This window comes from Pseudoxanthomonas yeongjuensis, from assembly GCF_010093345.1.
GTDB classification, from domain to species: Bacteria; Pseudomonadota; Gammaproteobacteria; order Xanthomonadales; family Xanthomonadaceae; genus Pseudoxanthomonas_A; species Pseudoxanthomonas_A yeongjuensis.
The window spans coordinates 801,176-825,355 of the sequence record NZ_PDWT01000001.1 but is presented as its reverse complement, the minus strand read 5'-3'; the positions used below and the strand labels follow the sequence as shown (position 1 = coordinate 825,355).

Below are 24,180 nucleotides of genomic sequence, written 5' to 3'. Positions count from 1 at the left end.
AAGCCGCATGAAACGATGCGTTGGGGAAACGGCACTTACCCTGCGCCTGATCAACCCCCATCCTGAGGACTTCCGACACTGCTGGAGCGCCCGATGATCACCCTCAGACCCGCTGCCGAGCGCGGCCATGCCGACCATGGCTGGCTGGATTCCTGGCACAGCTTTTCCTTCGCTGGCTACCGCGACGACAATCACGTCCACTGGGGCCCGCTGCGGGTGATCAACGAGGACCGCGTCGCCGCCGGTCGCGGTTTTGGCGAGCACGGCCACCGCGACATGGAAATCATCAGTTACGTGCTGGAGGGCGCGCTGGGGCACAAGGATTCCATGGGCACCAGTTCCAGCATCGTCCCCGGCGACGTGCAGCGCATGAGCGCCGGCACCGGCGTACAGCATTCGGAATTCAACCACAGCGAGTCCGGGGCCACGCATTTCCTGCAGATCTGGATCATTCCTTCACGGGAAGACGTGGCGCCGTCCTACGAGCAGAAGAATTTCCCGGCGGAGGAAAAGCGTGGCAGGTTGCGGCTGGTCGTCAGTCCGGATGGCGCGGATGGATCCGTGAGCATCCACCAGGATGCGCGGATGTATGCGGGATTGTTCGATGGCGCGGAAGAATCCGAATTGACCATCGCGCCGGGCCGCCTGGCCTATGTGCATGTCGCACGCGGCGAAGTGGTGGTCAATGGGCGGAAGCTGGCGGCAGGCGATGCGCTGCTTTACGAGGATGAGGCGTCGGTCGGCATCGGCGAAGGGCAGGGCGCGGAAGTACTGGTGTTCGACCTGCCGCGGATGTGATGTGGCGAGTGACGTGGCGAGTGTTCCGGCGCCAGCGCCAGCAATACGAAATCAGCTCCTGTGGGAAGGACATGCGCTTGTAGGGGGGACTTCAGCCCCGACGCCCTGTTACGGAAAGCGTCGGGGCTGAAGCCCCTCCTGCATGAAGACTGCAATGCCGCCTCGGATCGAATGATCATGGTTCTGCCCGGGCGACATCGCTCATTCTTCGATTGCCTCGACACCACGTTGCTTGAGGTTCTCGAGATGGTCGTGCATTTCCTCGAGCCGCTCGGGGGAGTGGCCCTTCCACTCCGTGACCTCGCCGATGATGCGGAATGGTTCCCGGGAACGGTATGACTTCGTGGGATTTCCGGGGAATCTCTTGTCGGTCAGGTTGGGATCGTCTTCGATGGATCCGCTCGGTTCCACGATGTAGATCCTGCCAGGCCCCGCGCCAACGGCCAGCTCTGCTCCCCAGATGGCCGCATCCAGGGTGGCGCTCAGGTAAACGAACGCCGCCTGTTTCCTTTTTCCATAGTTGGAGGCATGGCCCGGTTCGACGAGATCGCCCACCTTCAGGGCGGCCTTGGTGCCGTGGTAGTAGATTTTCGCATCAGTCATCGCGTCGCTCCGGTCTCCTGCCATTCGACAGGCCGGCGATGCTGCATCACGCGCGGGGCCTTGCCGCAAGCCCCCTTGTGTCGTATAAATTGTTCGTGGGAGGCGCATGGCGGCTCCCTTTTTCGTTTACGGCTGCCTGGGGCCTTCTTGCGCGCAGGGCGTGCAGCTCTGGCGAGACCGTTCAACGCTCTTGTCAAGCTGATTCGAGAAGCGGGTTTGGCTCGAATGGATTGTCAGTCGGTATCCGGTTTGCCGCCAGCAAGATGGAATACAACTCCGACGCAGAACCCGATCATCCCTATGAAGAATGCGATGGCCGCCGAGGAAGGTTCCTGGCCAGTCAGGTAGTACACCCCAATGGCAATGCCGATCGAGATCAGAAATGGCGCTGCGAAACGAGGGGCGCTCATCACTTGCAAGATATCGAACATCACGGTGTTCCTGTTGCCGCTTAACACCTGAATTAAGTCGCCCCGATGCGGGTTCGGCTTGAATGAATTTTTAGGCGCCAACCCGGACCTAGATGCCGATAGAGTCGGCATAGACGATCCACGCGGCGCAGACCAGTACGAAGTAGATTAGACCGGCGAAGCAAATGAGTTGCGACCGACGCAACTCTGGATAACGTTGCCCAACGCTGGCGGCATAAGCCAGCAGGCCGACCTTGCTGAGGCTGTGGCCATCCGCCGCAGCTCGTCCCGCGATCAGCATGAAGTGATGGAGGGAAAATGCGAACGGGAGAAAAAGAACGGCTACGGCCCCTGCAACTACTGGGGCAACCGGAAGGCCGAGCGGCGAGGCGCTGAACGCCTTGACCAGGACTGGTTGAACGTCCGGCGAGAACGTAGTGCCAATGAGGAGCGCATAGATCAGCGCCGGCAATACAAAGCTCACCTTGCTTTTCTGGATCATCGAGAAATCTCGAATTGGCGCTTAACTAGGGATTGGATGGAACTGTGCGGGATTGGGGTGGAGAAGGCGGGTTCCCTTCCGGCTTCTTCTTCCAGGCATCCGCCGGATCATCCAGCAGCGAAATACCCGGGTTCCGGTATTCGCAGCCCAGCAGCACCATGCCTTCCAGTCCCGGTTGTTCTGCCTCGAAGATCACCAATGCGTGCTTGTCGTCCAGTGCGCCGGACAGCGGCGATTGACTGGACTGTTCCAGCGAATGCTCCAACTGCGCGGTGACCGCGTCCAGCGAACCCTTGATCGCCACCATCACCCGGTTGGGGCCGATGACGATCGTGTCGCTTTCGTTTCCCCAGGCCTGTACCGGATCCTCGAGGTGGTAGACGTCCATCATCGGCGCGCTGTATTGCCGATAGGTCTGGCGGAAATCCTGTGGGCGCTCGTTGCGGATTTCCTCCATCAATCCCGGGTAGCGGTCGTTGCCGATCCGGCAGGTCAGCGCATCGGCCAGCGCATCGGCCCCGGCGAAATTTTCGCTGGCGGCGGGTGGCGTCGCTGGAACGACCGGCTTGCCGTCCTGCGCGGAGGCGAGGATGGCGAATGCATACACGGCCATGCCCAGTGCGGGCTTATTCCAGCTGGGATTTCGCATATGCCGCGTCCAGCGCTTCCATCGCGTCTTTGGGCTTGAGCTTGCCGGCCTTTTCGAAGGCGTTGGCGGCGTCGTCTTCCTTCTTGTCGCCGTACAGCAGCAGCAGCACGTTGCCGTGTTCGACATGGGCGATGGGCGAATCCGGGGTCAGTTTCAACGCGGTCCTGATATGCGATTCGGCCTCGGCCGCCTTGGCTCCGTAGGTCAGGCCGCCGATCATGGCGCCGATCTTGTTGATGATCTCGGCGTGGTACAGGGCCAGCGCGGTATGCGCCTCGGCGTGCTTGGGCGCGAGTTCAAGCGTGGCGTTGAGCGATTCGCGCACCTTGCCGGCGATGCCCTGCTTGAGCGCCTTGGCGATGCTCAGCCCCTGGCTGTAGCGGCCCAGGGCGAAGGCATGGCGATAGTGGCTGTTGGCTTCGCCCGGCAGCGCCTTGACCGCGGCTTCGGCCAGCTTCGCGGCCTGCTCGTAACGCTTGAGCTTTTCCGCGTCGTCATCGACCAGATAGGTGGCGTGGATGCCCAGTGCCTTGACCGCGACCGAAGCGCCGAGCGGGCCAAGCGCTTCGCCGGCCTCGAACGCGGCCTGGAAATCGCCGCGATGGAAGGCGCGCCAGGCATCCTGCAGCTTGCTTGAAAGCGTCGCCGCATCCAGGCCCTTGGTGGCCTTGCCGGCGGCATCTAGCAAGGCCTGCGCGCGCTTCGCATCCGGGTAGGGTTCGTTGTCGCCCGCATGCAACGCGGGCCATGCTTTCTTCAGTGCGTCGCCGGCATAGGCGAACCCCTTGGCGTCATGCGGGAATGCGGCCCACTTCGATGATTTTCCTGCCATATGGAACTCCCCTCCAAGGAATAGGGCGAGCATGGCTGGGAGCGCTGCGGCTGGCAAGTCCTTCCGATTTTTTGTAGGAGCGGGCCTTGCCCGCGATGCTCTATAAAAGGGCATCACGGGCAAGGTCCGCTCCTACGGGAGCGTGCGTAGTGTGTTTGCTCCATCGCCGCTGGGCAGACTCCATCGCAAGCCGGCCATCGGGGCCGGTAACCCGGAGCCCCCCCATGGCCGCCAAGAAGAAAACCAAGACCCCCTCCAGGGCGCAGGAAACCACCTTCCGCCACCTCTGGCTCGCCGGTCTCGGCGCGATCGCCGTCGCCCGTCGCGAAACCCGCAACATCGCCAACGACGCTGTCGCCAGGGTCGAGTCCCTGAAGCAGCAGGCCGGCAAGCTGGCCAACGATGCGCAGGCCAACGTCCGTGGCGGCATCGCCAGCGTGCGCGAGCAGGGCGAGGCCAAGGCCAGCCAGTTCAGCGCGGAGGTGGAAGCCCGTTTGGCGCCGGTGCTGGTCAAGCTGGGCCTGAAGCCCAAGGCCACGAAAGCCGCCCGCGGCCGCAAGCCGATCAAGAAGGCCGCCGCCAAGCGCACGACCCGCGCCACCCCGGCCCGCAAGAAGCCTGCCGCCAAGCGCACGGTCCGCAAGACCCGCGCCTGAATCCGGCAGGTTGTCGCTATGAATGAAAAGCCCCGCGATGCGGGGCTTTTTTCGTGAACACGATTGATGGCTTCGATCCTAACCGAGCCGGGTCATCGGATGTGACGGTATCTCCGCACTCAGCAACTTGCCTGCCACGCTCGCATCATCTGCATCCGTCACCATGAGCAGGTGGATGAGACCGCCATGGATCGCGGCATGCACGCCTTCGACCTTTTGCGTCGGTTCGAGCCGGTGCAGGGCGTCCACCTGCCCATCGGTTCCGATGATGCCGATGGCTGCGCCCATGCACGGGCCGTCCAGATAGGTGTCCTGTGCGTTTTCCGCCACCGCGCTGAACACGATCCTGCCGTCCGGCAGTGCCGCACCGTCGGTGAAACCGAGTGGGACGCCTTCGATCGTGCCCAGGTCGACGATATGCACGCGGGCAGGTTCGCTGGCTGCGCTATCTGTTGAACTCATCGCACGCAAGACTTCGTCCAGCGACAAGTAAACCAGCGCGTTTTGCGGATGCATCCTGCTTGCACGCTGGAGCAGGACCAGCTCGGTGCCGAGCACGACGGCTCCTTCGATGTTCAACGCAGGGAAAGAGGCTTCCAGTGGCAAGTAAAAAGGACCGAGATCGAGCGGAAGGAAAGCCCCATTGAGACTGTTGTCCGCGTCCACGGCCAGTATCACGCCGGTGCGCCGATTGGATCGTGAGCCGGAGGGCAGCGCCAGCAAGGCGCCATGCGGATAATTTTCGAAGGGCGGCAATCTGACCAGCGCTTCCAGGTCGGGCTTGGCCGCCTTGCGCAGGATCGGGTCGTCCGGCAGTCCCCCAGGGAGAATGCGGACCAATCTGCCATCGCCTGGTGTCCGGACATCGAAGACGCCCAGATGCAGTTCGTCATCGGCGATCACGTACAGGAAGTTCCCGGCGACGACCATGCCGCTGGCCGCGCCGAGGTGTCGTGCGGCTTTTGCTTCCGGCATCGGGGCGAGCATGAGCGGGCCGATGAGCTTGGGACGGATGGTCCGTTGCAGGCTCATTGCTTCACCGTGGTTCGGAGTCAATCCAGATAAGCCTGGATCAGGGTATTCAGGTGCACCCGTTCCGCATCGCGCAGGAACGGGGCCAGCAGCATCATCACCTGGACGATGCCGTGGCGGATCGCGACCTGTTCGTCCTTGTCGCCGCGGCTGGCGGAGTAATTGAGCCAGAAGGTGGCGATGACCAGGACGTTGGTCGCGGTGCCAGCCAGTTCGGCCGCCGAGGCACGCATCACCCCGGCCTGCGACATACCGCGCATGACCGTGTGCGCGCTGTCGTCGGCGCGCTTGAGGATGCGGGCGAAGCGCATGCGGATGCGGCGGTTGCGGCTGAGGATTTCCACCAGGTCGCGATACAGGAACCGATAGTCCCAGATGCACTCGAACACCAGGTGCAGTTGCAGCCAGATGTCCTCTAGGCCGGGCAGGCGCCCGGACGGCGTCTCGAGCGCTGCGTCCATGCGCTCTTCGTAGCGCGCGAACAATTGCTCGATGATGTCGTCCTTGTTGCGGAAGTGGTAGTACAGGTTGCCCGGGCTTATTTCCAGCTCGTCGGCGATGTGGTTGGTGGTGACATGCGGCTCGCCCTGCGCGTTGAACATCGCAAGCGAGGCATCGAGGATGCGTTGGCGCGTATCGCGGGCCACGGTGGGGGCTCGACAGCGAACGTCAGGCGGTCAGTTTCTTCACCAGGTCCACGTATTTCTTCTGCGCGTCTTCCTGCGAAGTGCCCTTGAGCTTGGCCCAGGCCTCGTATTTGGCGGTGCCGACGAAGTCGAAGAAGCCCGGCTTGTCGCCGCTCACGTCGCCTTCCGAGCCTTGTTTGTACAGCGCGTACAGGCGCAGCAACGTGTCGTTGTCGGGGCGTTCGGACAGGCCCTGGATGCTCTTGGATGCCTGCTCGAAGGTGCTTTTAAGATCTGCCATGCGTGATCCCTCCCGGTGATCGCGCGCATCACACCATGCGCGGCAGGACCGGTCAATGCTCGCCTGTCCGTGGCGGCATTGTCCAAACCCGACTTCTCTGGCAATTTAGACCGCAGGGACGCAGCGGAGGGGCGGCGCCCACAAACCAGGACAGTCTGCATATGAGTTATTTCGTAACCGGCGCCACGGGTTTCATTGGTCGCTACCTGGTCAGCAACCTGCTCAAGCGCACCGGCATGGTCCATGTCCTGGTGCGCAAGGATTCGCAGAAGAAATTCGACGCCATCGCCAAACAGGCCGGCTGGGACCTCAAGCGCATCACCGTGGTCCATGGCGACATGACCAAGCCGAAATGCGGCCTGACCCCGACCCAGGTCCGCAACCTCTCGGGCAAGATCAAGCACTTCTTCCACCTGGCCGCGATCTACGACCTGTCCGCGAGCGCCGAGGCGCAGCAGGCCGCCAACATCGACGGCACCCGGCATGCGCTGGACCTGGCTGCGGCGATCAAGGCGGGCGTGTTCCATCACACCAGTTCGATCGCCGCCGCCGGGCTGTACCCGGGCATCTTCCGCGAGGACATGTTCGACGAAGCCGAGGGCCTGGACGATCCGTACCTGCGGACCAAGCACGATTCCGAAGGACTGGTGCGCGACGAGAAGCGCCTGAAGTGGCGCATCTACCGCCCCGGCATGGTGGTGGGCCATTCGCAGACCGGGCAGATCGACAAGATCGATGGTCCTTACTACTTCTTCACCCTGATCAAGAAACTGCGCGAAGTGCTGCCGCCATGGATGCCGGTGCTGGGTATCGAGGGCGGGCGCATCAACATCGTGCCGGTGGACTTCGTCGCCGATGCGATGGACCACATCGCGCACAAGCCCAAGCTCGATGGCCATACCTTCCACCTGACCGATCCCGAGCCGCTGCGCGTGGGCGAGGTGCTGAACACTTTCTGCCGCGCCGGCCATGCGCCGGAAATGACCATGCGCGTGGATGCGCGCATGTTCGCCTTCGTGCCCAGCGGGATCCGCGGCGCGGTCGGCAACCTGCCGCCGGTGAAGCGTTTCATCGGCATGCTGCTCCGCGACTTCAAGATCCCCAAGGAAGTGCTGAAGTTCATCACCTATCCCACCCGTTTCGACAGCCGCGAAACCGAACGCGCATTGAAGGGCAGCGGCATCGTGGTGCCCAGGCTCGACACCTATGCCTGGCGGCTGTGGGATTACTGGGAGCGCCACCTCGATCCGGACCTGTTCATCGACCGCACCCTGAAGGGCAAGGTCCGCAACAAGGTCGTGGTCATCACCGGCGGCTCCTCGGGCATCGGCCTGTCCACCGCCCAGCGCGTGGCCGAGGCCGGCGCGATCACGGTGATCGTGGCGCGTGGCGAGGAAGAACTGTTCAGGGCGCGCGATGAAATGAAGAAGGCCGGCGGCAAGGTGTTCGCCTACACCGCCGATCTGGCCGACTTGGCCGATTGCGACCGGCTGGTGAAGAAGGTGCTGGACGAACACGGCCATGTCGACATCCTGATCAACAACGCAGGACGTTCGATCCGCCGCTCGATCGAAGCCAGTTACGACCGCTTCCACGATTTCGAACGGACCATGCAGCTGAATTATTTCGGCAGCATCCGCCTGATCATGGGCTTCATGCCGGTCATGACCCATCGGCGCAAGGGCCACATCATCAACATCAGCTCGATCGGCGTGCTGGCCAGCTCGCCGCGCTTCTCGGCCTACGTGGCGTCGAAGGCGGCCCTGGATGCCTTCAGCCGCTGCGCGCAGGGCGAACTGTCGGGCAAGGGCATCAGCTTCACCACCATCAACATGCCGCTGGTGAAGACGCCGATGATCGCGCCGACCAAGATGTACGACAGCGTGCCCACCTTGTCGCCGGACGAAGCCGCGGACCTGCTGGTCAAGGCCATCATCGAAAAACCGAGTCGCATCGCCACCCGCCTGGGTATTTTCTCGGCCCTGGTCAACGCGGTCGCGCCGAAGGCCTACGAGGTGATCATGAGCACCGCGTTCGAACTGTTCCCGGATTCGGCCGCGGCCAAGGGCGACCGCAAGGCGCTGAAGGAAGCCGCGCCCAGCCAGGAACAGATCGCGTTCGCGTCGCTGATGCGCGGGGTGCACTGGTAGTAGGTAGGGATCCAATCCGGCAGGGGGATCGCCGCCTGCCGTTCAAGCCTGCCGGTTCAAGCGTGGCTCAGAGCTGCTCGCACTGGCGCCAGCGCACCTGCTCGTCGCTGCCCGGGGGCGGGTTCATCTGCACCCGGGTCAGGGCCAGGTCCGGATAGGCGTACAGCTGGCTGCAGACCAGAGGCCAGGCGTCCTGTTCGGCGACCAGGCGATCCACCGCCAGAGTGGATCGCGAGATCCAGACGCCGCGGCTGATGCCGGAGATCCTGGACAGTTTCCTGGAAATTTCCGCACGGTGTTTTTCGGTGTCGGCTTCGGTAACTTCCGCCGACGCGGCCGCCACGGACGTGGTCCCGGTGGTCGGTTGCGCTGCGGGCGCAACTGCAGGAGCCAGCTTCGCCGCGACGGGCGCGGCAGCGGATGCGCCTGTCGGATTCAGTACGCTGGGAAATACCAGCGCGACCGCCAATCCCAGGGTGACCGAACCCAGCCAGGCGATGGCGATATGGCGCCGTGCGCGTGCCGAGGCGTTGCCGACGATGCGCTGCTGCAGCTTGCCTTCCACCATCGGCTTGACCGTCGGCCAAAGCCGCGGTCCGTCGATGATTTCGATGTTGTGCCTCTCGGCCTTTTCCAGTCCATCCTTGTCGAGCACGCCTTCGGTCACCAGGATCCCGCCCTTGGTGCCGCGCAGGCGTATTTCGGAAGCGAATTCGTCGACCGCCGCCGAACCGATGCGATAAGCCGAGCCGTGTTTGCAGGCCAGCAGCAGGCGCCTGCCTTCGCCGCTGAGCATGAAGCTGGAGCTGTGCTCCTGGTTTTCCTCATGGGCGGACGGTATCCGCGCCAGGCCGCGCAACTCCATGGCTTCCAGCACCAGGCGGGAAAAATCGCGCCAGCGCATGCCGGCCAATGCCAGCAGGCCCGCTGCGGTTTCGTCGTCGCGGCGACGGATCAGCCAGAGATAGGCAGTAGCAGCGGCGCCCACCAGCAGGGTGATGGCTAATCCGAACAACCAGGCGGGCATGGTTACCTTTCAAGTGAGCTGAGAACGTCGCGCATTCTACCTACGCCAGCGTTTTACGGGCACGAAAAAGCCCGCCAGTCCGAAGTCGTAAGGGGAGGGGAGCATACGTACTTCGAGTGGACTGGCGGGCTGAAACGATTGTTACGCTTTACATTGTGCCTTGCAACAAAATTATTGGAACGCTGCGTCGCGGGTTAATCGTCGATTTAACCGACGACACACCACGACTCGTTGGTCTGCAACTTACTTCGCGGTCTTGCGCGTCGCTTTCTTGGTGGTGCGCTTGGCCGGGGTCGCTTTTTTGGCGGGAGCCTTGCTCGCAGGCTTCTTAGCCGTGGCTTTCTTGCGCGGGGTCGGAGCGCCGCCGAGCTTGCGCAGTTGGGCATTGAGCGAATCCACCCGATCGATCAATGCGCTCAGGTCTTCGCGGCCGGGGACTTCCAGGCGACGCAGCGCACGCTGCACGCGTTCCTCGAAGACCTTCTCCAGCCGATCCCAGGTATCGGAAGCGCGTTCGCGCGCCTGGCCGACCTTGCTCTCGACCGCGTCGCGCACGGCTTCCACCTTGCCGCCGGCGACCTTGCGGGTGACCTGCTCGAGCGACAGGCCTTCCTTGACCAGGGTCTCGAACAGCTTGGTTCCCTCGGACTGGGCGCGGCCGAAGGCGCCGACGCCGGCCAGCCACACCTGCTGGGCGGATTCGCCGAGGTTCTTGGAAAGGCGTTCCGCCTGCGCCTGCAGGTCGGGAGTGCCAGCGGAGGTGGTCTTGCGCGCGGTTTTCTTCAGCTTGGCCATGGGATCCGTCGACAAAGGGAATGATGAGGAGCAAGCAGAATCACCCGCCTGTCTAGAGCTTTCACACCAGCGATGGATCGCGCTTCAAGCCGTCCGTTGCAGCTTGCGGGTGCGGCGCTGCGATGCCACGACCCGGTCGACGTCGTCCAGCGCGCGCCGCAGGCGGGCAGTGGTTTCGGTCATGCGCGGGGCCATGTCCAGTCCGTCCAGCAGCGAGCGGCGGCGGTCGTTGATGACCTCCTCGCGCAGGCCGATGCCGTGCGCGGCCAGCATCGGCCGCAGCACGTCGGCGCGCTTGCGCAGGTCGGCCAGGGTGTTGCGATAGGCCAGCTGGCAGACGCGGTGCCGCGCGGAGAAGCTGAACAGATTGGTGAAGAACAGTTCGCTGTCTTCCGCGTTCGGCTCGAACAGCAACTGGTCGATGTCCGGGAACTGGCGCGGGTATTTTTCCATGCCGATCTGCATGCGCGACTGCAGCAGTGTGCGCAGGGTCTGCGACAGCACTGCCGGCAGCCCGCCGCTGGCCAGGCCATGGCGCTCTTCCTCGCCGGCCTGCAGCGGCGCACGGCTGGCATCGAAGGGCACCAGGGGATTGACCCCGATCATCAGGTCGATACCGCGCTCCAGCACGGTCGAGGCGTGCATGGTCCTGCGCAGGGCGCCGTCGAGGAAATGACGGCCCTTGATCTTCACGGGTGGGTACAGTCCCGGCAGCGCGGAGCTGGCCTGCACGGCCTGGGAAATCGGAACCTGGTCCCAGCCTTTCTCGCCGAAGCGCACGGCTTCGCCGCTGTCCAGGTCGACGGCGACCACGAACAGGTCCGCGCCCAGGGTGCGGAAATCGTTGCTGCGGCCGCGGCGGGTGAAGATGTCGCGCAGGAAGGCCTCCACGCCCTGGTTGTCGAACAGGCCGGTAGGCACCAGTCCGCCGAAACGCAGGATCAGGTCCGACACGCGCGTGGCCTTGCGCGGGTTGAGCATCAGCCGGCGCGCCCAGTCGGCATACAGGCCGGGCAGGGCGGCGGCACGACGCAGGTATTCGCCGACGTTGGGCTTGAGGAAGATTTCCGGCCGGAATTGCGCATCGTCGCTGGTGCCGGTGATGAAGATCCGGCACATTTCCGCGGTGCTCATGCGATTGGCCAGACCCGCGGCCAGGAATGCGCCGGAACTGACTCCCACGTAGCAATCCAGGCGGGTCAGGTCGAGGCCGTCCATCGCCTCGTCCATGGCTCGCAATGCGCCCAGTTCGTACATGCCGCCGATCGGGCCGCCACCGGCGATGGCAAGGCCGATGCGGCCGTCGGACCCGCGTTTCCGGGCGCTATGGAGAGAGAGCATGCAGGTTCCGGTTGCGAAAGCTGCCCGAGTGTAGCCGACTGGCGCTGGAGCTTGTAAACGCCATCGGCAGGGCGGAAAACGGTGCGCAAAGCTTGCGGTTGCGTGCCCTGCACCGGATCATTCGTGGCATGGCGCGCGGCAATCCTCTCATCGAACGGCTCGGACGCCGCCTGGCTTGCCACCAGGCCCTGCACGACCCGAAGCGGGAACCGCGCAACCAATTGCGTTGGCTGCCGATCCTGCGCAGCTGGCAGACGCAGCGGCTGGAAAGCAGCTTCGAGCACTTCCTCCACGATCCGCAGCGACGCGCGGCGGCGCAGTTCTTCCTGACCGATGTCTATGGCGACCGCGATTTCAGCCGGCGCGATGCCAATGTCGCCAAGGTCCTGCCGATGATGCAGCGGCTGTTGCCGGCGGCGGTACTGGCCACGGTCGCCGATGGCATCGAGCTGGGCGCGGTGACCCATGCGCTGGACCTGCGTATGGCCGAGGAACTGCAGCGCATCGCGCCTGCGCGCAAGCGGCTGGACACGGCGCTGTATGCGAAGGCGTATCGCGGCATCGGCCACGAGCGCCTGCGCGATCACCAGATCGACCTGATCGCCGGGGTCGGCGTCGGACTGGCCAGGGCGGTGCGCACGCCCGGCGTGGCGATGCTGTTGCGGCTGTCGCGCGGACCGGCCAAGGCCAGCGGCCTGGGCGAGCTGCAGGGCTTCCTGGAGCGGGGCTTCGCCGCATTCGCCGCGCTGGGCGACGGCAAGGCCTTCGTCGCCGACATCGAGAGCGCCGAGCGCAAGACGTCCCGGCGCTTGTTCAGCGGCGATCCGGATCCGTTCCGCTGATCGCCTGGCTGGCCTGGAGCCGGCGGTTCCTGGTCAATCGATCGTAGTCAGTCGACCGCAGTCAGTCGAATTTTTCGCTGAGCACCCGTTTGATCTCCGCCTCGATCGGGCCCTTCAGCATCGACAGCATGAAACCCAGTTGTGCGGTGACATGCAGTTTCTTCGGCGACAGCTTGATCTTGCCGTCGACGCCGGCGCGGTTGAAGTTGAGGGTGTCGCCGTCCCATGCGTGCTCGATATCGAAACGTTCCGCCAATTTCCTGGCTACGCCTTCGATCGCCTTGCGCGCCTGCGCCGGCGTCTTGGAATGCGAGTGATGGATATCGATGCTGGGCATGCGTGGGCTTCCTGTGTGTCGCGCCTATTGTGCGCAGGCTTGGCGCCAAGTCCAAGCCGCTGCACGGCATGTTAGTCTCCCGGCGCGTGGAAAACCTCAGACTCCATTTCGGCAATCGCCAGCAACCCGATCGCGCCCTGGTCACCGGCGTGCATCGCGTGGTGCGTGAAGCCAGCGGCCTGATCGGCGTGGGCGACAACGCCCAGGGCGCCCTGCTGGCCCAGTTCTGCGTGGACCGCCGTGGCCTGTGGCTGCAGGTCGCCAGCGGCGGGCGCGGCATCCATGTCAACGGCAGGCCGGTGCAGCGCATGGCCCTGCTGCGGGCTGGCGATACGGTGTATCTGGATGGCGCCGAGATCCTGGTGCAGGCCTCGCACCAGGGCCTGGATGCGGTTCCGCAAGCGGACCCGGGCGACGGCAACGACCCCCGTATCGTGCTGCGCGGCCTGGGCGGACAGCATCATGGCCGCGCCTATACCTTGGCGCAGCCGTGCCTGGTCGGGCGTTCAGCCGCGGCCGCGATCCACATCGACGAACCTGGTTTCGCCGAGCGCCATGCGCAGCTCGAAAGGCGCGGCGACCGGGTGATGCTGCGCGACCTGGGCTCGCCCGCCGGAAGCATGGTCAATGGCGTGGCCGTGCGTGATGCGCTGTTGGCCGCGGGCGATCAGGTCGCGTTCGGCAGCCAGCACCGCTTCGTGCTGGAAGTGCCGTGGCAGGAAGCCTCCGGCGACGCGCGGGAGCTGGCCGACGATAGCGGTCGGGATGGAAACGGCGAGGCTGCGGCGCCGGCCAACAAGCATTCGATGCGACGCTGGCCGTGGTTGCTGCTGGCCGCTCTGTTCCTGGCCGCAATGCTCAGTGCGCTGCTGCTGTTCGGGGCCGGCTGAAGCGTTTCCAGAGTCGCCAACCCAGCAATGCGACCAGGATCGATGCATACAGCAACGGTTCGCGGGTATCCGATTTCACCAGCCACCAGAAATGCAGCACGGCCAGCACGCCGACCGCATAGACCAGCTTGTGCAGGCGTCCCCAGTTGCGTCCGAGGCGTTTGATCCAGCCTTTGGTGGAAGTGATGGCCAGCGGCACCAGCAATAGCCATGCGCTGAAACCCACGGTGATGTACGGCCGTTTCACGATGTCGGCGAAGATCTGGGTCCAGTAGCCGCGCAGGTCCAGCCCCAGGTAGGCGGCGAAATGCAGGCACGCATAGAAGAAGGCGTACAGGCCCAGCATCCGGCGGAAGCGGATCAGCATCGGCTGTCCGGTCAGCTGCCGCAGCGGGGTGATGGCCAGGGCGATCATCAGCAGGCGCAGCGCCCACAGGCCGAGGCGGTGTTCGACTTCTGCCACCGGATCGGCGCCGAGCGCGTCGCTGCCGGTCTTCCATACGTCGTAGAACTGCCAGGCGAGGATCGCCAGGGGAATCAGCGCGGCGATGTGTACCAGGGTCTTGGCGGCGATGAGGCCGGGGGAGGTCTTGGCCATTGCGTTCCGATGAGGGAGGGGTTGAGTTTGCAGGAGCGGGCCTTGCCCGCGATGCTTTTGGCAACGCGCTTAAAAGCATCGCGGGCAAGGCCCGCTCCTACGGGGGTGTTCGTCAGTACCACTTCTTCAGATCAAGGCCCGCGTACATCGACGCGACCTGCTCGCCATAGCCGTTGAACAGCCGCGTCGGAATGCGGTCGGCGAACAACTTGCTGGCGTTGCCGGCGATGCGGCGCTCGGTCTTCTGGCTCCAGCGCGGATGGTCCACCGCCGGATTGACGTTGGAGAAAAACCCGTACTCCGAAGGCTGCAGATCGTGCCAGGCGGTTTCCGGCATTTTCTCGACGAACTTGATCTCCACGATCGACTTGATGCTCTTGAAGCCGTATTTCCACGGCACCACCAGCCGCAGCGGCGCGCCGTTCTGCTGCGGCAGCGGCTTGCCGTACAGCCCGGTGGCCAGCAGGGTCAGCGGATGCATGGCCTCGTCGATGCGCAGGCCTTCGCGATACGGCCAGTTGATCGAGTCGTAACGCACCCCGGGCATCTGCCCGGGATCGGCCAGGGTGGTGAAGGCCACGTACTTGGCCTTGGACGTGGGGGCGAATTTCTTCAGCACGTCGCCCAACGGCACGCCCAGCCACGGAATCACCATCGACCAGCCTTCAACGCAGCGCAGCCGGTAGATGCGTTCTTCCGGGGTCAGGCCCTTGAGCAGGTCCTCGATGGCGATGCGTCCGGGTTTTTCGCATTCCCCGCTTACCGCCACCGACCACGGCCGCGTTTTCAGGGTCTTGGCGGCAGTGGAAGGGTCGGTCTTGCCGGTGCCGAATTCGTAGAAATTGTTGTAGCTGGTGATGTCGGCGTAGCGGGTCAGTTCCTCGCTGGTGCGGAAGCCGGAACGCGCCTGCGCCGGGGTGACGACCTGCTTCGGAGGGGCGGGCGGTTCGGCCTCGGCACAACCGGCCAGGGTCAGCGCGGGAGCCATGGCGAAGGCGCGCAGCAGGTTGCGGCGCTGCAGGTAGACCGATTCTTCGGTGACCTGATTGGGGGGGATTTTCAGTGCATCGCGCAGTGACATGGCAGGTTTCCTCTGGGTGCCGAACCTGTAAGAGAAGGGCAGGCGGCAAAAGGTTTCGTGGAGCGTATCGACAGCACAGCACAAGTTACGTTTGAAACCAGTAACGGCCCGCAAACAAACGCCTGACCAAGCCTGCTGCGCTGCGGCATACTAGGGCTTCATCTTTGCAGGTTGCCCATGACGCGCGTCTTCAATTTCAGTGCCGGCCCCGCCACTTTGCCGGAATCGGTCCTGCTCCAGGCCCAGGCGGAAATGCTCGACTGGAACGGCGTGGGCGCGTCCATCGTCGAGATCAGCCACCGCAGCGCCGATTTCATCGCCGTGGCCGCCGCAGCCGAAGCCGACCTGCGCGCCCTGGTCGGGATTCCCGACGACTATGCCGTGCTGTTCCTGTCCGGTGGCGCCACCACCCAGCAGGCCTTGCTGGCGCTGAATTTCGCCGCGCCGGGCGAGACCGTCGACTACGTGGTGACCGGCCACTGGGGCAAGACCGCGATCAAGCAGGTCAAGCCCTACGCCAAGGTCAATATCGCCGCCGATGGCGAACCCGGCGGCTTTCGCGATATCCCGGCACGCGACAGCTGGAGACTCACGCCGGGCGCGGCCTATGTGCACATCACCGCCAACGAGACCATCCACGGCGTCGAATTCCGCGGCACGCCGGAGGTCGGCGCGGTGCCGTTGTTCGCCGACTTCAGCTCCAGCATCGCTTCGGAGCCGATCGACGTGTCGAAGTACGGAGTGATCTACGCCGGTGCGCAGAAGAACCTGGGCCCGGTGGGCGTGGCCGTGGTGATCATCCGCCGCGATCTGCTGGAACGCGCGGGCCAGCCGCGCGCCGACATCTTCGATTACCGCTCGCATGCCGAGCGCGATTCCATGCTCAATACGCCGCCGACCTGGAACTGGTACCTGGCCGGCCTGGTGTTCAAGTGGATGCTGGCGCAGGGCGGAGTGGAGGAATTCGCACGCCGCAGCGCGATCAAGTCGAAACTGGTGTACGGCGCCATCGATGCCTCGGGTGGTTTTTATCGCAATGAAGTAGTGCCTGCGGCGCGTTCGCGGATGAATATCCCCTACTTCCTGCCCGATGAAACCCTGACCGCGCGTTTCGTGGCCGAATCGAAAGCCGCTGGCCTGATTGCGCTCAAGGGCCACAAGGCGGTCGGCGGCATCCGCGCTTCGCTGTACAACGCGTTGCCGGTGGAAGGCGCGCAGGCGCTGGTCGACTTCATGCGCGATTTCCAGCGCAGAAATGGATAATCCCCCGTAGGAGCGGGCCTTGCCCGCGATGCTCTTCGCCATGTCGCGAAAAGGCATCGCGGGCAAGGCCCGCTCCTACAAACACGACACATCGAGAAGACGGACGACATCATGGCCTCCAAGCCCAAGAAACCCGCAAACAAGGTCGCCAAGGCCACCAACAAGCCGACCGCCGCGGCGCCGGTACTCGCCGACGTGCGCGCCCACATCGACGGCATCGACCGCCAGATCCAGGGCTTGATCGCGGACCGCGCCGCCTATGCGCTACAGGTCGGCAAGGCCAAGGGCAAGCTCGCCGCTGCAGTCGACTATTACCGGCCGGAACGCGAGGCGCAGGTATTGCGCATGGTCGTGGACCGCAACGAGGGCCCGCTGAGCGACGAAGTGCTGGTGCATGTGTTCCGCGAGATCATGTCCGCCTGCCTGGCCCAGCAGGAACCGCTGAAAGTCGGCTTCCTCGGCCCGGAAGGCACCTTCAGCCAGCAGGCGGTGATGAAACACTTCGGCCGCTCGGCGCACGGCCTGCCGCTGGCCAGCATCGAGGAAGTATTCCAGGAAGTGGAGAACGGCAACGCCGATTTCGGCGTGGTGCCGGTGGAGAACTCGGGGCAGGGCACGATCCAGGTCACCCTGGACATGTTCCTCACCTCCAACCTCAAGATCTGCGGTGAAGTCGAACTGCGCGTGCACCAGTACCTGCTGTCGCGCACCGGCCGCATCGAGGACATCGAGCGGATCTATTCGCATCCGCAATCGTTCGCGCAGACGTCCTCGTGGCTGCGTTCCAACCTGCCCAAGGTCGAGAAGATCCCGGTGTCCAGCAACGCCGAAGGCGCGCGCCGCGCACGCAACTCCGAGGACGCGGCCAGCATCGGCGGCGAAAGCGCCGGCCATGTGTATGGACTGAAGAAGGTGGTGATGAGCCCGATCCAGGACGAGGCCGACAACACCACGCGCTTCCTGGTGATCGGTCGCAGCATTTTCCCCACCTCGGGTCATGACCGCACCTCGGTACTGGTATTCATCCACGACAAGCCCGGCGCCTTGTTCGACGTGCTCAGTCCGTTCGCGAAACACGGCATCAGCATGAACCGGATCGAGTCGCGGCCTTCGCACCACGCCAAGTGGGAATACGGCTTCTTCATCGACCTGGCCGGACACATCGAGGACGAGTCGATGAAGAAGGCATTGGCCGAACTGAAGGCGCATTCGGCCCAGATCAAGGTGCTGGGTTCGTATCCTGTGGCGGTGCCGTAAGACATGGCCGATCGGCAGAACTGGACCGTTTCAAGTGGGCGGGCGCTACAGGGCGAGCTCGAGATCCCCGGTGACAAGTCGGTTTCGCATCGCGCGGTGATGCTGGCCGCGTTGGCCGACGGCGTGTCCACCATCGACGGCTTCCTCGAAGGCGAGGACACCCGCGCCACCGCCGCGATCTTCAGCCAGCTCGGCGTGCGCATCGAAACCCCATCGCCTTCGCGGCGCGTCGTGCACGGCGTCGGCGTCGATGGCCTGCGTGCGCCAAGCGCGCCGCTGGATTGCGGCAACGCCGGCACCGGCATGCGCCTGCTGTCCGGGTTGCTGGCGGCGCAGGCCTTCGACAGCACGCTGGTCGGCGACGAATCGCTTTCGAGGCGTCCCATGCGCCGGGTCATCGATCCGCTGTCCAGGATGGGCGCGCGCATCGAGTCGGAAGCCGGCGGCCTGCCGCCGCTGCGCATCCGGGGCGGCCAGACGATTCGCGGCATGGACTACACCCTGGAAGTGGCCAGCGCCCAGGTCAAGTCGGCGGTGCTGCTCGCCGGCCTGTATGCCGAAGGCGAAACCGTGGTGCGCGAGCCGCATCCCACCCGCGATTACACCGAGCGGATGCTCACGGCCTTCGGCGTGGACATCGAATTCTCGCCTGGCCATGCGCGCCTGCGCGGCGGGCAGCGCCTGCGCGCGACCGATATCGCGGTGCCTGCGGATTTTTCCTCGGCTGCGTTCTTCATGGTCGCGGCGAGCATCGTTCCCGGTTCCGAATTGCGCCTGCGCGCGGTCGGCCTGAACCCGCGCCGCACAGGTCTGTTGATCGCATTGCGGGCGATGGGTGCGGACATCGTGGAAGAGAACCGCAGCGAACATGGCGGCGAACCGGTCGCCGACCTCGTCGTGCGCCATGCGCCGTTGCATGGCATCGAGGTGCCGGTGGAGATCGTGCCGGACATGATCGACGAGTTCCCGGCGTTGTTCGTCGCCGCAGCTTGCGCCGAAGGCCGTACCACGGTGCGTGGTGCGGCCGAATTGCGGGTCAAGGAATCCGACCGCCTGGCTTCCATGGCCACGGGCCTGCGTGCCTTGGGCATCCGGGTGGACGAGACCGCCGATGGTGCCACCGTCCTTGGCGGCCAAATCGGAAGCGGGGAAGTGCATAGCCACGACGACCATCGCATCGCCATGGCTTTCAGCGTCGCCGCGCAACGGGCGAGCGGGCCGGTGCGGATTCTCGACGTGGCCAATGTGGCCACGTCGTTCCCGGGCTACGACGCCCTGGCGCAGGGCATCGGTTTCGGCGCCTTTACTGCGACTTGAATTCCACCGGCACCACCACGGCGCCAGCGACGGCCTTGCCGTCTTTCATCGCGGGTTCGAAGCGCCACTTGCGCACGGCGTCGGTCACGGCGCGGTCCAGGTCGCGGCTGCGTTCGCCGCTGCGCTCCACCACCTTGACGTCGGTGGGCACGCCACTGGCATCGACTTCGACGCGCACGCTTACGCTGCCTTCCACGCCGGAACGCAGCGCCTGCGGCGGATATTTCGGTGCCTGATTGCCGGCCAGCGGCGACGGATCACGGGTGATCTTCGCAACGGGTTTCGGTTTGGCCTGCGGTTTGGCCGCCGGTCTTTTTGCTGCCTTGTCAGCTGCGGCAGTCGGGGAAGCGGCAGCCCCTTCGTCCACGACGGCGGGTTGCTCGGTGACGGTCGGCGCAGTCGCCGGTTCGACAGCGGAGCGCTTGCTGTACCACCACAAGGCCAGGGCGATCAGCGCCACCAGCAGCAGAATCCAGAGTAATCCGCTGCTGTTGCGCGAAGGCGCCACGACGGGTGCATCGGGGTCGACGTGGTTGTAGCCGGGATCGTTCGGATTGGGTGTGGACATGCTTGACCTCCCTGAACAAGTGAATGAACAGGTGCGAGTCTTGCATGGGGGTTTGTTGCGATAGTGTCACGGGACCGTGAAAGCGGCCTGTCGCGCGGGAGATCCGTTCAGTCCGTCACAGGTCAGCGATCGGCTTTGAAGTCGATCGGGATCACCAGGCTGGCGGAGATGGCCTGGCCGTTGCGTTGCGCCGGCTGGAAACGCCATCCACGCACCGCCTCCATCGCGGCGCGGTCGAGGTCGCGCGATCCGCTGCGCTGGACCAGGGCCACACCGGCAGGCATCCCGGCGGTATCCACTTCGACCCGTACCAGCACGGTCCCGCTTTCGCCCCGACGCAATGCGGCGGCCGGATAACGTGGCGGCGGCATCTGTCCCTCGATCGGGACCGGTTGTTCGCCCGGTGCGAGTGCGACCGATGCCGGGGCGACGGGGGCATCGGCGATCGGCATCGCCGGCTGCGTGCTTTCGTCGATGGGCGCAGGCATGGCAGGCGCCGGTGGAGCGGTTTCAACCAGTTGCGGCCGCTCTTGCGGCGCGTTGTCCTTTCCGGCGGCATCCGGCATGTCGCTGGCGCCCGCGCCACCGGCCAGCGGCTCGGGCAAGGCTTCCAGTTCGCTCAATGGTTTTCCGGGCGCGGTCGGCTCGACTTTGTAGAAGGCCTTGTCGCGGCCCATCCACCAGACGACCGCGAACAGCAGCAAGCCGATGCCGAAGGCGATGGAGGCGATGCGCAACGCGCTGCGCGGCAGGCGGAAAACGTAATCGTGGTCCGGCTGGTTCGAGGTGGGCGTATTCGAGGCAGGCATGGCGGGGTCCGGTCGGCTCGCGGCGATTCTGACACGGCCTGCGCCGGGCGGACGAGGCAACAGCCTGCATTACAGGCGATAATTAAGCTTCGACAGCCACGAAATCCACTCCATGCTCGATCCCGCCCTGCTCCGCGCCAATCCCGCCGAACTCGCCCAACGCCTGCAGGCCACGCGGGGCTACACCCTGGATGTGTCCGCGCTGGAATCGCTGGAATCCGCGCGCAAGCAGCTGCAGACCCGTACCCAGGAGCTGCAGAACCTGCGCAACACCCGCTCCAAGGCCATCGGCCAGGCCAAGGCGAAGGGCGAGGATGTGTCGGCGCTGATGGCGGAAGTGGCTGGGTTCGGCGAGGAACTGAAGCAGTCGGAAGTGGAGCTGGAACGCATCCGCGGCGAGATCGAAGCCATCGCGCTGGGCATTCCCAACCTTCCGCATGCCAGCGTGCCGCCGGGTGGCGACGAGAGCGGCAATGTGGAAGTGAGTCGCTGGGGCAAACCGCGCACGTTCGATTTCGCGGTGAAAGACCATGTGGAACTCGGCACGCGCCATGGCTGGCTGGATGGCGATGCCGGCGCGAAATTGTCCGGTGCCCGCTTCACCGTGCTGCGCGGACAGCTCGCCCGCCTGCACCGTGCGCTGGCGCAGTTCATGCTCGACCTACACGGCAACGAGCACGGTTATCAGGAAACCAATGTCCCGCTGATCGTCAATGAGGACTCGATGCGCGGCACCGGCCAGTTGCCGAAGTTCGAGGAGGATCTGTTCTCCACGTTCGTCGGGGAAGCGAAGCGTTACCTGATCCCGACTTCGGAAGTGCCGCTGACCAACATCGTTCGCGACGAGATCCTGGAAGACGGCGTGTTGCCGCTGCGCATGACCGCGCATTCGATGTGTTTCCGCGCCGAAGCCGGCAGCCACGGTCGCGACACCCGCGGCATGATCCGCCAGCACCAGTTCGAGAAAGTCGAGATGGTTTCCATCGCACGCCCGGCCGAAAGCTACGACGAACATGAGCGCATGACCCGTTGCGCCGAAGTTGTGCTGGAAAAGCTGGGCTTGCCCTACAAACGCATGCTGCTGTGCAGCGGCGACATGGGTTTCTCCGCCACCAAGACCTACGACCTGGAAGTCTGGCTGCCTTCGCAGGACACCTACCGCGAGATTTCCTCGTGCTCGAACTGCGAGGATTTCCAGGCGCGCCGGATGCAGGCGCGCTGGCGCAATCCGGCCACCGGCAAGCCCGAGCCCGTACATACGCTCAACGGTTCCGGCGTGGCCGTGGGCCGGGCGATGATCGCGGTGATGGAGAACTACCAGAGCGCGGATGGCTCGATCACCGTGCCGGAAGTGCTGCGTCCGTACATGGGTGGGGTCGAAACCCTCGCCTGAAAAAACATCCGGGATCGGGCGTAAAAAATCGGGCGTATAAATCCTGCGTAGGAGCGACGTAAGTCGCGAAGAATTATTCATTCGCGACTTACGTCGCTCCTACGCTCGCCTGTATTTGCGCTCACTTATTTCCGGCCGTTTTTTTGCCCGCTCTCCGGGCTTCCGTGAAGAGTCCAAAAAAAGGCCCGCGAGTAGCGGGCCCAATGGAGAGTGAGCGGTTTCCCACGTGCTTCATGCAGCCAAACGCAGCGGCTCGGGAATGGAGGCCAAGGCGCCGGCGATGGCGTCGCTGCGATGCTGCGGCGAATAGGCCACGCCCTCGGCGCGGACGAACTCGATGTCGGTCACGCCCAGGAAACCGAACACCTGGCGCAGGTAGGCTTCCTGGAAATCGGTCGGCGAATCGGTATGGATGCCGCCGCGTCCGCTGGCGATGATGATCTTCTTGCCGCCGGCCAGGCCTTCGGGGCCGTTTTCCGTGTAGCGGAAGGTCTTGCCGGCCACGGCCACGCGGTCGATCCAGGCCTTCAGCGTCGAAGGGACGGAGAAGTTGTACATCGGCGCGCCGATCACCAGTACGTCGGCGGCCAGGAACTGTTCCATGGTGCGTGCGGCGTCGGCGACCTCTCCGGGATTGGCCTGGGCCAGCGACTGGCCGGTCAAATGGGGCAGGGGGTCGGCATCCAGGTCGCGATACTCGACCCGCAACTGCGGTAGCTTGTCCTGCCAACGGGCTACGATGGCGGCTGTGAGTTCACGGGTCACCGAGCCGGTGCCCAGTGCGCTGGAGTCGAGGTGCAGGAGTTTCATGTTGGCTGTCCACTTCGGGAGGCGGCGACGCCGCGTTGGATGCCAAGGTAGATTGTTGCTTAAATAGAATAAAGATGGTTTAATATCACTAATTGTTCTGAATATGGAATTATTCCCATGCAGGATCTGAATGACCTCTATTACTTCGCCATGGTCGTGGACCACGGTGGCTTCGCTGCGGCCGAGCGCGCGCTTGGGATTCCCAAGTCGCGCCTGAGCCGGCGCATCAGCCAGTTGGAAACCGACATGGGCGTGCGCCTGCTGCAGCGTTCCACGCGCAGGTTCGCGGTCACCGACGTAGGTATGAGCGTCCATCGACACGCGCAGACCATGCTGGCCGAAGCCCAGGCCGCACGCGAAGTGGTGGACCGTCTCAGCGCCGAGCCGCGTGGCGTGGTTCGGGTCAGCGTGCCGGTGGAAGTGGCGCAGACCCAGTTGCCGAAGATCCTGCCGGCCTTCCTGGACAAATACCCGAAGGTCCGCCTGCAACTGCACGTCAGCAACCGCCGCGTGGACCTGATCAACGAAGGCTACGACGTGGCCCTGCGCGTGCGCGCCAAGCTGGACGACGACGGCAGCCTGGTGATGCGCAGTTTCGGCCAGATCCGGCAACTGATGGTCGCAAGCCCCAGGTACCTGGCCCGCGCCGGCCGGCCCAAGGATCCGGACGAGCTCACCCAGCACGTGACCCTGAGCACCAGCGAGGACGAAGCGCGTCAGCGTTGGGAATTGCATGGCCCCGATGGCGACATCCGCCGCGTGGACATCCAGCCGCGCTTGTCCGGTTTCGATTTCCCGCTGCTGCAATCGATGGCGAGGGACGGCTTCGGCATCACCCTGCTGCCGGAAACGGTGTGCGCGGAACTGGTGCGCAAGGGCGAGCTGGAAGTGGTGCTGCCCGAATGGACGCTGCCGCAAGGCATCTGCCATGCGGTATTCGCCTCGCGCCGGGGCATGCTGCCGGCGGTACGGGTATTCATCGATTTCCTGGCCGAACACCTGCCCAAGCAGATCGAATCCTCGCGATTGGATTGCGGCGGCAAGTGCGATGAGCCGGAAGCGGGCAAGGAAACGCCCGCAATAAAGATCAAGAAGGCGTCGTAGGCACGAACGCGCGCTTCATGGGAAAATGCCGCGCGGTCCGCAACGGGCCGCTGGCAAGGCGAATGCTCCCGCCTTGATGAGAAGCAAACGGAGAGATGGCCGAGCGGTTTAAGGCACCGGTCTTGAAAACCGGCGATGGGTCAAACCATCCGTGGGTTCGAATCCCACTCTCTCCGCCACTTCGATGGT

General features: G+C 64.5%; 27 protein-coding genes and 1 tRNA gene. 11 read left to right on the top strand and 17 right to left on the bottom strand.

Going from position 1 to position 24,180, the window contains the following annotated elements; translation table 11 throughout:
• Positions 1–93: 93 nt before the first annotated feature.
• Positions 94–798, top strand: a complete 705-nt coding sequence (locus CSC74_RS03645; RefSeq protein WP_162313037.1) for a pirin family protein — start codon at positions 94–96, stop codon at positions 796–798.
• Between the two features lie 201 nt (positions 799–999).
• On the opposite strand, the gene arr is transcribed toward CSC74_RS03645, so the two are convergent.
• The 5 genes from arr to CSC74_RS03620 form a co-directional block, all read right to left on the bottom strand.
• Positions 1,000–1,401, bottom strand: a complete 402-nt coding sequence (arr, locus tag CSC74_RS03640; RefSeq protein WP_211369541.1) for an NAD(+)--rifampin ADP-ribosyltransferase — start codon at positions 1,399–1,401, stop codon at positions 1,000–1,002.
• Between the two features lie 233 nt (positions 1,402–1,634).
• On the bottom strand, positions 1,635–1,832 hold the full coding sequence (locus CSC74_RS03635; RefSeq protein WP_162313035.1) for a hypothetical protein: 198 nt from the start codon (positions 1,830–1,832) through the stop codon (positions 1,635–1,637).
• An 88-nt stretch (positions 1,833–1,920) separates the two neighbouring features.
• The gene (locus CSC74_RS03630; RefSeq protein WP_162313034.1) at positions 1,921–2,313 is read right to left on the bottom strand and encodes a hypothetical protein; all 393 of its coding nucleotides are present in this window, start codon (positions 2,311–2,313) and stop codon (positions 1,921–1,923) included.
• Positions 2,314–2,338: 25 nt separating this feature from the next.
• Entirely contained in the window at positions 2,339–2,962 is a 624-nt protein-coding gene (locus CSC74_RS03625) for a hypothetical protein (RefSeq protein WP_162313033.1), read from the bottom strand.
• Positions 2,940–3,794: a tetratricopeptide repeat protein gene (locus CSC74_RS03620; protein WP_162313032.1), complete on the bottom strand. Its 855-nt coding sequence runs from the start codon at positions 3,792–3,794 to the stop codon at positions 2,940–2,942. Before CSC74_RS03620 ends, CSC74_RS03625 begins: the two co-directional genes overlap by 23 nt.
• Before the next feature lie 224 nt (positions 3,795–4,018).
• On the opposite strand from CSC74_RS03620, the gene CSC74_RS03615 reads away from it, so the two are divergent.
• On the top strand, positions 4,019–4,450 hold the full coding sequence (locus CSC74_RS03615) for a phasin family protein (protein ID WP_162313031.1): 432 nt from the start codon (positions 4,019–4,021) through the stop codon (positions 4,448–4,450).
• Positions 4,451–4,528: 78 nt separating this feature from the next.
• Here CSC74_RS03615 and CSC74_RS03610 read toward each other — a convergent pair whose 3' ends face one another.
• Genes CSC74_RS03610 through CSC74_RS03600 form a run of 3 tightly spaced genes read right to left on the bottom strand, consistent with a single transcriptional unit; the run spans position 4,529 to position 6,409 of the window.
• Entirely contained in the window at positions 4,529–5,482 is a 954-nt protein-coding gene (locus CSC74_RS03610; protein ID WP_211369540.1) for a DUF6929 family protein, read from the bottom strand.
• A gap of 20 nt (positions 5,483–5,502) precedes the next feature.
• On the bottom strand, positions 5,503–6,129 hold the full coding sequence (locus CSC74_RS03605; protein ID WP_162313030.1) for a TetR/AcrR family transcriptional regulator: 627 nt from the start codon (positions 6,127–6,129) through the stop codon (positions 5,503–5,505).
• A 22-nt stretch (positions 6,130–6,151) separates the two neighbouring features.
• Complete coding sequence (locus tag CSC74_RS03600; protein ID WP_162313029.1) at positions 6,152–6,409, bottom strand: acyl-CoA-binding protein; 258 nt, start codon at positions 6,407–6,409, stop codon at positions 6,152–6,154.
• Positions 6,410–6,570: 161 nt separating this feature from the next.
• On the opposite strand from CSC74_RS03600, the gene CSC74_RS03595 reads away from it, so the two are divergent.
• The gene (locus CSC74_RS03595) at positions 6,571–8,559 is read left to right on the top strand and encodes an SDR family oxidoreductase (RefSeq protein WP_162313028.1); all 1,989 of its coding nucleotides are present in this window, start codon (positions 6,571–6,573) and stop codon (positions 8,557–8,559) included.
• A 67-nt stretch (positions 8,560–8,626) separates the two neighbouring features.
• On the opposite strand, the gene CSC74_RS03590 is transcribed toward CSC74_RS03595, so the two are convergent.
• The 3 genes from CSC74_RS03590 to CSC74_RS03580 form a co-directional block, all read right to left on the bottom strand.
• Positions 8,627–9,586: a restriction endonuclease gene (locus tag CSC74_RS03590; protein WP_162313027.1), complete on the bottom strand. Its 960-nt coding sequence runs from the start codon at positions 9,584–9,586 to the stop codon at positions 8,627–8,629.
• A 243-nt stretch (positions 9,587–9,829) separates the two neighbouring features.
• The gene (locus CSC74_RS03585) at positions 9,830–10,381 is read right to left on the bottom strand and encodes a phasin family protein (RefSeq protein WP_162313026.1); all 552 of its coding nucleotides are present in this window, start codon (positions 10,379–10,381) and stop codon (positions 9,830–9,832) included.
• A gap of 84 nt (positions 10,382–10,465) precedes the next feature.
• Positions 10,466–11,722 carry a patatin-like phospholipase family protein gene (locus CSC74_RS03580; protein ID WP_162313025.1) on the bottom strand — a complete coding sequence of 419 codons (1,257 nt, stop codon included), beginning with the start codon at positions 11,720–11,722 and terminating at the stop codon, positions 10,466–10,468.
• A 128-nt stretch (positions 11,723–11,850) separates the two neighbouring features.
• Between CSC74_RS03580 and CSC74_RS03575 the strand changes: the two genes are divergently transcribed.
• Positions 11,851–12,564 carry a DUF8198 family protein gene (locus CSC74_RS03575; RefSeq protein WP_162313024.1) on the top strand — a complete coding sequence of 238 codons (714 nt, stop codon included), beginning with the start codon at positions 11,851–11,853 and terminating at the stop codon, positions 12,562–12,564.
• A gap of 61 nt (positions 12,565–12,625) precedes the next feature.
• Here CSC74_RS03575 and CSC74_RS03570 read toward each other — a convergent pair whose 3' ends face one another.
• A complete protein-coding gene (locus tag CSC74_RS03570; protein WP_162313023.1) occupies positions 12,626–12,901 on the bottom strand; it encodes a polyhydroxyalkanoic acid system family protein in 276 nt (91 codons plus the stop codon).
• A gap of 68 nt (positions 12,902–12,969) precedes the next feature.
• Between CSC74_RS03570 and CSC74_RS03565 the strand changes: the two genes are divergently transcribed.
• Positions 12,970–13,791: an FHA domain-containing protein gene (locus CSC74_RS03565; protein WP_425501408.1), complete on the top strand. Its 822-nt coding sequence runs from the start codon at positions 12,970–12,972 to the stop codon at positions 13,789–13,791.
• Here the strand turns inward: CSC74_RS03565 and msrQ are convergent.
• Complete coding sequence (gene msrQ / locus CSC74_RS03560) at positions 13,760–14,389, bottom strand: protein-methionine-sulfoxide reductase heme-binding subunit MsrQ (protein WP_162313022.1); 630 nt, start codon at positions 14,387–14,389, stop codon at positions 13,760–13,762. The genes CSC74_RS03565 and msrQ overlap by 32 nt on opposite strands.
• A gap of 112 nt (positions 14,390–14,501) precedes the next feature.
• On the bottom strand, positions 14,502–15,470 hold the full coding sequence (gene msrP, locus CSC74_RS03555) for a protein-methionine-sulfoxide reductase catalytic subunit MsrP (RefSeq protein WP_162313021.1): 969 nt from the start codon (positions 15,468–15,470) through the stop codon (positions 14,502–14,504).
• A 177-nt stretch (positions 15,471–15,647) separates the two neighbouring features.
• Here msrP and serC point away from each other — a divergent pair, with 177 nt between their 5' ends.
• The 3 genes from serC (at position 15,648) to aroA (ending at position 19,307) form a co-directional block, all read left to right on the top strand.
• Positions 15,648–16,733 carry a phosphoserine transaminase gene (gene serC / locus CSC74_RS03550; RefSeq protein ID WP_162313020.1) on the top strand — a complete coding sequence of 362 codons (1,086 nt, stop codon included), beginning with the start codon at positions 15,648–15,650 and terminating at the stop codon, positions 16,731–16,733.
• 111 nt (positions 16,734–16,844) lie between these two features.
• Positions 16,845–17,990 (top strand): prephenate dehydratase, encoded by a 1,146-nt coding sequence (pheA, locus tag CSC74_RS03545; protein WP_162313019.1) that lies wholly within the window; start codon positions 16,845–16,847, stop codon positions 17,988–17,990.
• Between the two features lie 3 nt (positions 17,991–17,993).
• On the top strand, positions 17,994–19,307 hold the full coding sequence (aroA, locus tag CSC74_RS03540) for a 3-phosphoshikimate 1-carboxyvinyltransferase (protein ID WP_162313018.1): 1,314 nt from the start codon (positions 17,994–17,996) through the stop codon (positions 19,305–19,307).
• On the opposite strand, the gene CSC74_RS03535 is transcribed toward aroA, so the two are convergent.
• Together CSC74_RS03535 and CSC74_RS03530 are read right to left on the bottom strand one after the other, a co-directional pair.
• Positions 19,294–19,875: an energy transducer TonB gene (locus CSC74_RS03535; RefSeq protein ID WP_162313017.1), complete on the bottom strand. Its 582-nt coding sequence runs from the start codon at positions 19,873–19,875 to the stop codon at positions 19,294–19,296. The two genes, aroA and CSC74_RS03535, sit on opposite strands and share 14 nt — an antisense overlap.
• Before the next feature lie 122 nt (positions 19,876–19,997).
• Positions 19,998–20,684, bottom strand: coding sequence for an energy transducer TonB (locus tag CSC74_RS03530; protein ID WP_162313016.1), 687 nt, complete (start codon positions 20,682–20,684; stop codon positions 19,998–20,000).
• A gap of 112 nt (positions 20,685–20,796) precedes the next feature.
• Here CSC74_RS03530 and serS point away from each other — a divergent pair, with 112 nt between their 5' ends.
• Positions 20,797–22,077, top strand: coding sequence for a serine--tRNA ligase (gene serS, locus CSC74_RS03525; protein WP_162313015.1), 1,281 nt, complete (start codon positions 20,797–20,799; stop codon positions 22,075–22,077).
• Between the two features lie 231 nt (positions 22,078–22,308).
• On the opposite strand, the gene CSC74_RS03520 is transcribed toward serS, so the two are convergent.
• The gene (locus CSC74_RS03520) at positions 22,309–22,887 is read right to left on the bottom strand and encodes an FMN-dependent NADH-azoreductase (protein WP_162313014.1); all 579 of its coding nucleotides are present in this window, start codon (positions 22,885–22,887) and stop codon (positions 22,309–22,311) included.
• Positions 22,888–23,004: 117 nt separating this feature from the next.
• On the opposite strand from CSC74_RS03520, the gene CSC74_RS03515 reads away from it, so the two are divergent.
• Positions 23,005–23,991 (top strand): LysR family transcriptional regulator, encoded by a 987-nt coding sequence (locus CSC74_RS03515; RefSeq protein ID WP_162313013.1) that lies wholly within the window; start codon positions 23,005–23,007, stop codon positions 23,989–23,991.
• Between the two features lie 89 nt (positions 23,992–24,080).
• Positions 24,081–24,170, top strand: a tRNA-Ser gene (locus CSC74_RS03510).
• Positions 24,171–24,180: the final 10 nt, after the last annotated feature.